The organism is Shinella sedimenti (assembly GCF_022601905.1).
GTDB classification, from domain to species: domain Bacteria; phylum Pseudomonadota; class Alphaproteobacteria; order Rhizobiales; family Rhizobiaceae; genus Shinella; species Shinella sedimenti.
The window spans coordinates 575,483-586,048 of record NZ_JAKVIN010000003.1 but is presented as its reverse complement, the minus strand read 5'-3'; the positions used below and the strand labels follow the sequence as shown (position 1 = coordinate 586,048).

At 59.8% G+C, this 10,566-nt stretch carries 14 protein-coding genes; 5 read left to right on the top strand and 9 right to left on the bottom strand.

Annotation, left to right across the window (positions count from 1 at the left end):
- Positions 1–381: 381 nt before the first annotated feature.
- Both MKI86_RS10215 and MKI86_RS10210 read right to left on the bottom strand, forming a co-directional pair.
- Positions 382–882 (bottom strand): TIGR00645 family protein, encoded by a 501-nt coding sequence (locus tag MKI86_RS10215; RefSeq protein WP_241600639.1) that lies wholly within the window; start codon positions 880–882, stop codon positions 382–384.
- 130 nt (positions 883–1,012) lie between these two features.
- Positions 1,013–1,177, bottom strand: coding sequence for a DUF1328 domain-containing protein (locus tag MKI86_RS10210; RefSeq protein WP_023514833.1), 165 nt, complete (start codon positions 1,175–1,177; stop codon positions 1,013–1,015).
- A 192-nt stretch (positions 1,178–1,369) separates the two neighbouring features.
- On the opposite strand from MKI86_RS10210, the gene MKI86_RS10205 reads away from it, so the two are divergent.
- Together MKI86_RS10205 and MKI86_RS10200 are read left to right on the top strand one after the other, a co-directional pair.
- Positions 1,370–1,525 (top strand): DUF3309 family protein, encoded by a 156-nt coding sequence (locus MKI86_RS10205; protein ID WP_134649756.1) that lies wholly within the window; start codon positions 1,370–1,372, stop codon positions 1,523–1,525.
- A gap of 29 nt (positions 1,526–1,554) precedes the next feature.
- Positions 1,555–1,815: a YMGG-like glycine zipper-containing protein gene (locus MKI86_RS10200; RefSeq protein ID WP_241600629.1), complete on the top strand. Its 261-nt coding sequence runs from the start codon at positions 1,555–1,557 to the stop codon at positions 1,813–1,815.
- Between the two features lie 77 nt (positions 1,816–1,892).
- On the opposite strand, the gene MKI86_RS10195 is transcribed toward MKI86_RS10200, so the two are convergent.
- Positions 1,893–2,090, bottom strand: a complete 198-nt coding sequence (locus tag MKI86_RS10195) for a NepR family anti-sigma factor (protein ID WP_241600627.1) — start codon at positions 2,088–2,090, stop codon at positions 1,893–1,895.
- 149 nt (positions 2,091–2,239) lie between these two features.
- Between MKI86_RS10195 and MKI86_RS10190 the strand changes: the two genes are divergently transcribed.
- Complete coding sequence (locus MKI86_RS10190; RefSeq protein WP_241600625.1) at positions 2,240–3,040, top strand: response regulator; 801 nt, start codon at positions 2,240–2,242, stop codon at positions 3,038–3,040.
- 66 nt (positions 3,041–3,106) lie between these two features.
- Here the strand turns inward: MKI86_RS10190 and MKI86_RS10185 are convergent, their stop codons facing one another.
- From MKI86_RS10185 to MKI86_RS10160, 6 genes are all read right to left on the bottom strand, one after another.
- The gene (locus tag MKI86_RS10185; protein WP_241600623.1) at positions 3,107–3,451 is read right to left on the bottom strand and encodes a RidA family protein; all 345 of its coding nucleotides are present in this window, start codon (positions 3,449–3,451) and stop codon (positions 3,107–3,109) included.
- Between the two features lie 122 nt (positions 3,452–3,573).
- Positions 3,574–4,404: a dipeptide ABC transporter ATP-binding protein gene (locus tag MKI86_RS10180; RefSeq protein ID WP_241600621.1), complete on the bottom strand. Its 831-nt coding sequence runs from the start codon at positions 4,402–4,404 to the stop codon at positions 3,574–3,576.
- A complete protein-coding gene (locus MKI86_RS10175; protein ID WP_241600619.1) occupies positions 4,401–5,255 on the bottom strand; it encodes an ABC transporter ATP-binding protein in 855 nt (284 codons plus the stop codon). The genes MKI86_RS10180 and MKI86_RS10175 overlap by 4 nt, the downstream gene beginning before the upstream one ends.
- Positions 5,255–6,163, bottom strand: coding sequence for an ABC transporter permease subunit (locus MKI86_RS10170; protein ID WP_241600617.1), 909 nt, complete (start codon positions 6,161–6,163; stop codon positions 5,255–5,257). The genes MKI86_RS10175 and MKI86_RS10170 overlap by 1 nt, the downstream gene beginning before the upstream one ends.
- A gap of 10 nt (positions 6,164–6,173) precedes the next feature.
- The gene (locus MKI86_RS10165; RefSeq protein WP_241600615.1) at positions 6,174–7,178 is read right to left on the bottom strand and encodes an ABC transporter permease subunit; all 1,005 of its coding nucleotides are present in this window, start codon (positions 7,176–7,178) and stop codon (positions 6,174–6,176) included.
- A gap of 101 nt (positions 7,179–7,279) precedes the next feature.
- A complete protein-coding gene (locus tag MKI86_RS10160; protein WP_241600613.1) occupies positions 7,280–8,875 on the bottom strand; it encodes an ABC transporter substrate-binding protein in 1,596 nt (531 codons plus the stop codon).
- A gap of 430 nt (positions 8,876–9,305) precedes the next feature.
- Here MKI86_RS10160 and MKI86_RS10155 point away from each other — a divergent pair, with 430 nt between their 5' ends.
- Positions 9,306–10,025: a helix-turn-helix transcriptional regulator gene (locus tag MKI86_RS10155; protein ID WP_241600611.1), complete on the top strand. Its 720-nt coding sequence runs from the start codon at positions 9,306–9,308 to the stop codon at positions 10,023–10,025.
- A 120-nt stretch (positions 10,026–10,145) separates the two neighbouring features.
- On the top strand, positions 10,146–10,550 hold the full coding sequence (locus MKI86_RS10150) for a response regulator (RefSeq protein WP_241600608.1): 405 nt from the start codon (positions 10,146–10,148) through the stop codon (positions 10,548–10,550).
- Positions 10,551–10,566 lie beyond the last annotated feature (16 nt).

Here is a 10,566-nt window from a genome sequence, read left to right as displayed (position 1 = left end):
GAAACCCTAGAGCGAGTTCGTCGGCCGCCAGAAGCGCCGCCGCTCTCGTTCGATGAGCGGCGTTATAGGACCATCATCCTGAGGCGTCAACAGCCGATTTCATAAAAAGTACAAAAAGATATAACCATCTGATTTTAAAGAGATAATTTATCAACAAGGCATCGCTGTTCTGGAACACGACCCGACTGGGTGGCTTCAATCGAGCCGCCGCCGGTACAGTCGTACCACAAGCCAGCCCAACCCCTCGGAGATGGTCCCCGAATGCCCGGTGCAAAACAGGAATATCGCGGATGGAACCTGGGTCTCACTTGTCGCCAAAACGCAGAAAGGGCGCCGACGGCTATTCCGCGGCGCCCTCCCCTTCTCATCAGGGTCCAGGGATCAGCTCTTCAGCCTCGCCATGATCTGCTCGAGAAAACCGAGCAGCAAGGCGGAAACGACAAAGGCGAGATGCATGATCGTCAGCCACATCAACTTCGCATCGCTATATTGCTGCACGTTGAGAAACACCTGAAGGAGGTGAATGGACGAGATCGCGACGATCGAGGAGGCGACCTTGATCTTCAGGCTTCCAGAGTCGAGCTTGCCGAGGAACGAGACATCCGCTTCGCTCTCATCGAAACGGCTGACGAAGTTTTCGTAGCCTGCGATCATTACCATCAGGATCAGGCTCGCGACGAGCGCGGCATCAATCAGGCCGAGCATCGCAAGGATCATCTCCGCATCATCATAGACGAACACGTTCTTTGCGACCTTGATGAACTTCGACAGAAAGGACAGGGCATAGACGCCCAACGCCGCGACAAGGCCGAGATAGAACACGACCAGCACCCAGCGGCTCGACAGGATGATGCGCTCGACCAGAAGTTCAAGGGATTTCATCGGTGGGACTCACAGGAATTGAGGGACACCGCGATGACTAGCCAATGCCGATGAAGCCCGCAAGACAGCTTGAAATGCAAAAAGCGGCGTCCTCGGACGCCGCTTTTTATTGTCTTAATCCATGTTCGCCTTATGCCCTACGGAACAGGCCCGCAATGAGCGAAAGCACCAGAAGGGCAAGGAAGACAAAGAACAGGATCTGCGCGATACCGGCAGAGGCACCGGCGATGCCGCCAAAGCCAAGAAGACCGGCAACGAGTGCGATGACGAGAAAGACGACAGCGTAATAAAGCATTTTCGAACTCCTTCCGTTGATGGCAGGAAAACGAAGGCCCTACAAAAAAGTTCCGCGCCGATGACGGACACCACAACTCGGCGCGTGAAAGCGGACTGGTCGATTGCGCCTGTCATATTTTCTGGAACAAATTTCGAATTGCGGCGTTTTCATGCCATCGCTCGACTGCGTGGGACATGAAAGGACGCATACATGCTCGGCACCATTCTCCTCGTCATCCTGATCCTTCTTCTGATCGGCGCCCTGCCGAATTGGGGATACAGCCGCAGCTGGGGCTACGGCCCGTCCGGCGGCCTCGGCCTCATCGTCGTCATCCTTCTTATCCTTGTCCTGATGGGACGTATCTGACCAAGAAACCCAAGACCGGAGCCGGAACCATGAAGAAGACCATAGTAGCCCTCGCCCTCGTGGCCTCGACCATCACGCTTTCCGCATGCAGCCAGACCGAACGCGGCACCGCTATCGGCGCTGCATCCGGCGCCATTATCGGTGGTGCGGTGACCGGTCGCGCCGGAGGGGCGCTGGTGGGTGCAGCCGTAGGCGGCACCGCCGGATACCTGATCGCCCGCTCCGACCGTAGCGGCTACTGCGTTTATCGCGACCGTCGCGGCCACCGCTACGAAGCCCGTTGCCGCTGAGCCTCATCGCTACGAAAACAAGAAACGGGCCTGGCGGCCCGTTTCTTGGTGTCTGCCATCAGGAACGTTGAATGCCGTCAGGACCCGCCCGTTGCCTTGCGCTCTGCTTCATCGAGCTTCTCCAGAAGGTCGAGAAGACGGTCCGGCACAGCTTCCGTTTCAATCACGTCATAAAAAGACTTGAGCTTGCGGCCAATCGGGCCGTTGGGGTCGAAAGACGTCGTGTCCGCGGCAAGGCCATCGGTCTCACTCTTGTTCTTACTGGGCTCGATCATGGTCTTGCTTCCATCGTCTACCGCCCGTTATCTTCCTTTTGCCCAACATTACCAATAGTCACTCAGCGCCAGCATGCTACCAATTGGTTTCCGTATAATGAACTCTAGCGGAAACTGTTCCGATGAGGAACACACTCAGGGAGAACGAAATGTCACTGTCCACCCGTATCGCACCGCATCTCGCCTATTTGAGGCGTTTTTCCCGGGCTGTGACGGGTTCCCAGACATCCGGCGATGCCTATGTGGCCGCCATGCTGGAAGCGCTCGTCGCCGATATATCCCTTTATCCGCAGGGCCGTAGCGATCGGAATGCCCTTTACCGGCTCTATTGCACGCTGTTCGAGAACCTCGACATCGCGCTGCCGGAAAACACCTCTCCCTTCGGCTGGGAGCGGCAGGCCGCGGCCAACCTTGCCAATCTGCCGCCGGCAGAGCGCAAGGCCTTCCTGCTTGTTGCCGTCGAAGGCTTCGACGTCGCAGAGGGCGCCGATATTCTCGACGTTTCGGAAGAAGAGTTCGCCGCACTTCTGGAAGAAGCGTCCCGCGATATTTCCAGCCAGGTCGCGACCGATATCATGATCATCGAGGACGAGCCGCTGATCGCCATGGACATCGAGGACATGGTGCGGGGTCTCGGCCACAACGTGACGGGTATCGCCCGCACGCATGCGGAAGCCGTGGAGCTCTACAATCGTACCGCGCCTAGCATGGTGCTGGCCGATATCCAGCTCGCCGACGGCAGCTCGGGGATCGATGCGGTCAACGACATCCTCAAGACCAGCACGATCCCGGTGATATTCATCACCGCCTTTCCGGAACGCCTGCTGACGGGCGAAAAGCCGGAACCGGCCTTCCTTGTCACCAAGCCGTTCAATCCGGACATGGTGAAGGCGCTGATCAGTCAGGCCCTGTTCTTCGACGAGCAGTCCCGCCTGTCGAAATCGGCCTGACACGACAGGCTCCAACAAAAAGGCCCGCTTGCGCGGGCCTTTTTCATTTCAGTCTCGTTGCCGAACTCAAAGTGCAGCGACGACGATGACTTCGACCAGGTAATCCGGCGTGGCGAGCTTGGACTCGCCGGTGGCGCGGGCCGGCGTGTGGCCCTGCGGCGCCCAGGCGTCCCAGACGGCGTTCATCTTGGAGAAGTCTGCCATGTCGGCCAGCCAGATCTGGGCGGAGAGGATGCGGGTCTTGTCAGTTCCGGCAAGCGCCAGCAGGCGGTCCACTTCAGCCAGGGCCTGCTTCGTCTGTTCGGCAACATCGGAGCCGGCTTCGCCGACCTGACCGGCCAGATATACGGTGCCATTGTGCACGACGGCCTGGCTCATGCGCGGGCCGGTTTCAAAGCGTTTGATGTCCATGTCTCGTTCCTGTCAGGTGTGGGAAATCTGTCCGCAAAAGCGGTAGCCGTCTATACGGGGCCGCCGGCAGCGACGCCAGTGGCAAAATCCGCCGGCACGGATCCGGCCGGCGGATTGTCGCGTCACGCGACGCGTTTGCGCCGTTCGATCCGGGCGCGAATGGCGTCCACGTCAACGCGCGGCGTCGCGGCAAACAGCGTCTTGGTGTAATCGTGCTGCGGGTCGTCGAAGACCTGGTCGCGGCTGCCATATTCAACGGCCTCACCGAAATACATCACCATCACATCGTCGGCGATATGGCGCACGACCGAAAGGTCATGGCTGATGAAGACATAGGTCAGCTGGAACTCGTCCTGCAGATCCGCGAGCAGGTTGAGCACCTGCGCCTGCACCGACAGATCGAGCGCGGAAACCGGCTCGTCCAGCACCAGAAGGCGTGGATTAAGCATCAGCGCGCGGGCGATGGCCACACGCTGGCGCTGGCCGCCCGAGAACATGTGCGGGTAGCGCCCGTAATGCTTCTCCTCAAGGCCGACCTTCCTGAGCATCGCCATGGCCCGATCGCGCCGCTCGCCGGCCGGGACCTTGGTGTTGATGACCAGCGGCTCGGTGAGGATGTCGCCGATCTTCTTGCGCGGATTGAGCGAACCATAAGGGTTCTGAAAGACGATCTGCACCTTGCTGCGCATTTCCGGCGTCAGCGGCTCGCTGGCGATGTCGATCCTGCGGCCGTCGATGAGCATTTCGCCCGAGGTGATCGGGTCGATCATCGTGATCATGCGTGCCACGGTGGACTTGCCGCAGCCGCTTTCGCCGACGATGGCGAGCGTCTTGCCCTGCTCGACCTTGAAGCTCACGCCCTTGACAGCATGAACGGTCTTGGAAGGTTTCAGCATACCGCCGGGGATATGGTAGTCGCGCTTCAGATTCTTGGCTTCGAGAACTGGGGTCATCGCAAGGCTCCCGCGAAAATCTCGGCGTCGGTCAGCTTTTCCGTGATCGTCGGCAGGCGTCCGCCCGTGGCGTTTTCCGGCAAAGCTGCCAGAAGGGCCTTGGTGTAGACGCTTTTCGGAGCCGAGAAGAGCGACAGCACGTCCGCTTCCTCTATCTGGCGGCCCTTGTACTGCACGATGACGCGGTCGGCGGTTTCGGCGACGACGCCCATGTCGTGGGTAATGATGATGAGGCCCATGCCGTGTTCGGCCTGGAGCTTCATCAGGAGGTCGAGGATCTGCTTCTGGATCGTCACGTCGAGCGCGGTGGTCGGCTCGTCGGCGATCAGGAGCTTCGGATTGCAGGCAAGCGCCGTCGCGATCATCACACGCTGACACTGACCGCCCGACATCTGGTGCGGGAAGTGGCCGAGGCGCTCTTCCGGGTTCGGAATACCGACGGACTGGAAGAGTTCGATTGCCCGGTCCCGCCGTGCCTTGCGCGAGAGATCCGTGTGGATACGCAGGACTTCCTCGATCTGGTAACCGACCGTGAAGCACGGATTGAGGCTGGCGATCGGTTCCTGGAAGATCATGGCGATGTCCTTGCCGATGATCTTGCGGCGCTCTGCATCCGACATCGCCCGCATGTCACGGCCGTTGAAGGTCAGAACGTCCGCCGTCACCTTCGCCGTCCAGGGCAGAAGCCCCATGGCGGCGAGCATGGAGACCGACTTGCCCGAACCGGATTCACCAACGATGGCGAGAACCTCGCCATCGTCGACCTTGAGCGAGACACCGTCCACCGCGCGGAAGGGTCCGGAGGCGGTCTGGAATTCGACGGTGAGGTTTTTGACTTCGAGAAGCGACATCACGACCTCTTCAGCTTGGGATCGAGGGCGTCGCGCAGGCCGTCACCCATGAGGTTGATGGCAAGCACGGTGATGAGGATGGCAAGGCCGGGGAAAGTGACGACCCACCAGGCGCGCTGGATGAATTCACGCGCTTCGGCGAGCATCGTGCCCCATTCCGGCGTCGGCGGCTGGGCGCCCATGCCGAGGAAGCCGAGTGCCGCCGCATCGAGGATCGCCGCCGAGAAGGCAAGCGTTGCCTGGACGATCAGCGGTGCCAGACAGTTGGGCAGAATGGTCAGGAACATCAGGCGCAGCGTGCCCGCGCCGGCGACCTTCGAGCCGACGACATAGTCCTTCGACTTTTCGGTCATCACCGCCGCGCGCGTCAGGCGCACGAAGTGCGGCTGGTTGACGAGCGAAATGGCGATCATGGCGTTGACCAGGCCCGGTCCCAGAACAGCCACCAGCACGAGCGCCAGCAACAGCGAGGGAAACGCCAGGATGATGTCCATGATGCGCATGATGAAGGTGTCGACCTTCCCGCGGAAATAGCCCGCGACGAGACCGATCAGCACGCCCGAGACCACCGACAGCGTGACGACGACAAGGCCGATGAACAGCGAGAAGCGCGCGCCGTATATGATGCGCGAAAGAATGTCGCGCCCGACTGCATCCGTGCCCAGGACGTGCCCCCAACTGCCGCCCTGCTGGAAGACCGGCGGCATGAGGAGAAGGTCACGATTCTGGATGCTCGGACTGTGCGGAGCAACCAAGGGCGCGAAGATCGCCATGAACAGGATAAAGAGGAAGACAAAGAGGCCGATGACGGCGCCCTTGTTGCGCGAGAAGTAATACCAGAATTCGGAAAGGCCGGAGGGCGGCGTGCCACCCGTCTTGGTTTCGGCCGTGTTCTGAACGATGCTCATGGGCCGTCTCCTAGTGCCGGATGCGCGGGTTGATCCAGCCGTAAAGCAGGTCGACCACGAGGTTGACGATCATGATGACGCCGGCAATCAGCATCAGGCCACCCTGCACCACGGCATAGTCGCGCTTGAAGACGCTATCGACCATCCATTTGCCGATGCCCGGCCAGGAGAAGATCGATTCCGTGAGAATGGCGCCCGCAAGCAGCACGCCGACCTGCAGGCCGATCGTGGTGATGACGGGGATCATCGCATTGCGCAGGGCGTGCACGCCGATCACGCGGAACGGCGAAAGACCCTTGGCGCGGGCGGTGCGGACATAGTCCTCGCCGAGCACCTCGAGCATGGCCGAACGCGTCTGGCGTGCGATGACCGCCAGCGGGATCGTCGCCAGCACGGTTGTCGGCAGGATCAGATAGGTCACCGCTGACTTGAAGGCGCCCGCCTGCCCCGAGATCAGGCTGTCGATCAGCATGAACCCCGTCACCTGCGGGAAGAAGTACATGAAGGATATGCGCCCCGAAACCGGTGTCCAGCCGAGATAGCCGGAGAAGAAGATGATGAGCAGAAGCCCCCACCAGAAGATCGGCATCGAATATCCGATCAGCGCGACGCCCATGATCGATTGGTCGAGCCAGGTCCCGCGCTTCACCGCGGCAAAGACGCCGGCGGGAATGCCGAGCAGCACCGCGACAATGATCGCACAGAACGCCAGTTCCAGCGTCGCCGGAAAGAGCTGCAGGAAATCGTCCAGAACCGGACGCTTGGTCACGATGGACGAACCGAAGTCGCCGGTGAGCAGGCCGGTGAGATAATCGAAGTACTGGATGTATATCGGCCGATCGAGCCCCAGCTGGTGCATGATCTGGGTGTGCCGTTCCGGCGACATCACGCGTTCGCCCGACATCAGCATGACCGGGTCGCCCGGCAGAAGTCGAATGAAGGAGAACGCGATGATCGATACCCCGAGGAACGTGGGTATCAGGACGGCGAGCCGTCCGAAGATAAAGCGAAACATGGGAGCCAATCCCTTCTTATTTTTGAAAAACCGGCGGCCCGAAAATCTCGGGCCGCCGGCCATTGCACGCTCTTTGCGGCGTGCCGTTCTTCCGTGCGATCTTACTCGGCGATATCGACACCGTCAAAGCGGTGAATGCCGAGCGGGTCCATCTTGAAACCCGTGACCTTCTTGCTCATGGGAACGACGACGAGCGAGTGGTCCAGCGTGTTCCAGGGCGCCTCGCGCTTGAACACGACCTGCGCCTGTTCATAGAGCTTCGTACGCTCGCCGATGTCGGCGGTTTCCTTTGCCTTGGTCACCAGCGCATCGAACTCCTCGTTGCACCACTGAGCGCGGTTGTTGCCGCCCACGGCATCGCAGCCGAGCAGGGTATCGAGGAAGTTGTCCGGGTCGCCGTTGTCACCCGTCCAGCCCAGGATGGCCGCACCGTCGCGGTCCTTGGCGGACGAGAGCTTCAGGTACTCGGCCCATTCGTAGGAAACGATCTCGGCCTCGACGCCGATCTTGGCGAGGTCGGCCTGCATCAGTTCCGCTGCGCGGCGCGCATTCAGCATGTACGGACGGGCGACCGGCATGGCCCAGATCTTCATCTTGAGACCGGAGACGCCAGCGTCCTCAAGCATCTTCTTGGCCGCTTCCGGATCGTACTTGTCGTCTTCGACGGCATTATTGTACGACCACATGGTCGGCGGGATCGGGTTCTTTGCAACCGTCGCCGCGCCCTGGAAAACTGCGTCGACGATGGCCTGGCGATTAACGGCCATGTTGAGTGCTTTGCGGACCTCGACCTTGTCGAACGGCGGAACCAGCGTGTTGTAGGCGAGGTAGGCGACGTTGAGGCCTTCCTGCTCGACAACCGTCAGGTTCTCATCCTTCTTCAGTTCTTCCACGTCAGCCGCGTTCGGATAGGCCATGATGTGGCACTCACCGGCCTTCAGCTTCTGCGCACGGACGGCAGCGTCCGTGGTGATGGCGAAGACGAGGTCGTCGACCGGCTGCTTGCCGTTCCAGTAGTCCGGGTTGGCCTTGTAGCGGATCGCCGCGTCGGTCTGGTAGGCGACGAAGGTGAACGGACCGGTGCCAAGCGGCTGCTGGTTCAAAAGCTCCATCTTGCCGTCAGCCTGCAGTTTGTCGGCATATTCCTTGGAGAGGATCGAGGCGAAGTCCATGCCGAGGTTGGCCAGGAACGGCGCTTCGGGACGCTTCAACACGAACTTGACTGTGAGATCGTCGACCTTTTCGATCTTCTCGATGAGTTCCGGGAAGCCCATGCCCGCGAAGTATTCCCAGGAAGCGCCGGCAACATACTTGTTCCAGGCATTGTCTTCCTTGTACTGGCGCTCGAACGAGAAGATGACGTCGTCGGCGTTCAGCTCGCGGGTCGGTGTGAAGTACTCGGTCGTCTGGAACTTGACGCCCGGGCGAAGCTTGAAGGTGTATTCCTTGCCGTCAGCCGAAACTTCCCAACTCTCGGCGAGGCCCGGCTCCAGTTCGGTGCTGCCATGCTTGAACTCGACGAGGCGGTTATAGGCGGTGCGCGATGCGGCGTCGAAGGTCTGGCCGCCGGTGTAAAGGCCGGGGTCGAAACCTTCCGGCGACGCTTCCGAGCAGTAGACCAGAGTCTTCGACCAGGCGGCCGTCGCCATCATCGAGGCGAGCGCCGTCGCTGCGAGGAGAGTAGTCAGCTTTTTCATAGTGAGCTTCCCAGGTTTGCTTTTTTGTTCTCTTGTCAGGCTCATGCGCATGTCCTGCGCCAGCCTTGGGCTGGATGGAACGACATTTGCCGCCGGATTGCAATAAGTCGGACCACAATTTTGTCCAAACGGAAAAAACCGGAAGAACATCCTTCTCCACAGCCTCGATACTGGTCGCAGGTCCCGCGGAACCGGGCATTCCCGTCGCATGTTATGCTTCCATTTCTGACTGGCGGGGCGGCAATACACCACAGCGTAGACTGGAAGCGGCACCACACGGCCCCAACTTAAATTATCCATACAACTCAACACATTGCGCTGATATCTCCGAGAAAACTGGAGAGACACCATGAATTTGTCCCGCAAAACCCTTTGCTGCCAGAGATTGCGGCGTTAGATTGCTCACGTGGACTCTGGGGGTGGACGCCACGTGATTGCATTGAACGAACATTTCAGAAGGTATGATTTTGAAAGCGACCTTGAGAAGGCTCTCAACCGTGTCGATTTCTTCCGTATCTTTCACACGATGGCTCTTCGGTACGGCTTCGAGCATTTTGGCGTGCTGCAGCTGACGAACGAGCATGAGACGAGCTTGCTGGCGCAGCGGCTGACGCTGCACGACCTGCCCGCCGGCCTTGCCGAAGCCTATGACAAGCGCCATCGCTTCAACGACAGCGACCTCTTCAAGAGCTTCTACGTCTCCACGATCTCCACGGTCTGGCGTGATGGAGATCGTGCCGCGGACCAAGGCAGTCCGCATGAAAGTTTTCTCGACCAGATCGGGTTCGACATGGCGCTGTCCGTGCCGGTCCACTCTGTCGCCGGGACGCGGTTTGTGATTCTGTTTCTTGGCGATGGCGATGACATAGGCAGAACCGAGCATTTCGAGATCTGCTACGAGGCGGCCTGCGCCTTCGACTATTTTCATCGACAGGTCCTCGCCAACAAGGCGGGCATGGGCCTCACGCCACGCGAAACGGAGATCCTGCGCTGGATTTCCTACGGCAAGACCGCCAGCGAGATCGCGCTTATCGTCTCGGTCTCGGAGCATACGGTCAACTCGCACACCGCGACGATCCTGAAGAAGCTCGATGTGGTCAATCGCACGCAGATGGTGGCCAAGGCGATCCGCGAACAGATCATCCAGTAACACTGTAAGAGAATGGTACAGCGTTTGGGATAGTAGACTTAGGGACTTGTTAATATTCACCGTCTGGACAAGAGTAGTCGCGGCGAGACCAAAGCGTTCGCAAACAGGTTCATTCCCACCATGGCAGCACACGTAAATATTCTGCTCGTTGATGACGACCCGGCTGAAAACGTCATTCTCAGCGCTCTGATGCGCAAGGTCACGAGCTACGCGATCACTCTGCACTATGTGGAAACGATCGATGGGGCGCTGGATTTCATCCGCTCTTCGGGCATCGCACTGGATATGATCCTGATGGACAACCGGCTTCAACCGCAGGCCGATTTCCGGGAAACCGTGCCGGAACTGCGCCGCGCCGGTTATATCGGCCCGGTCGGCGTCATCTCGTCATCGATCAGCGACGCCTATTTCCAGAAAATCGACGACTACGGGGTCGACTTCCGTATCGACAAGGCCGAACTCGATCCTACCGCGATCGAATTCCTCCTGCGGGAATACGTCCGGCGCGAAGCAAGCGCTGGCTAGCAAGCAATTCGTTTAT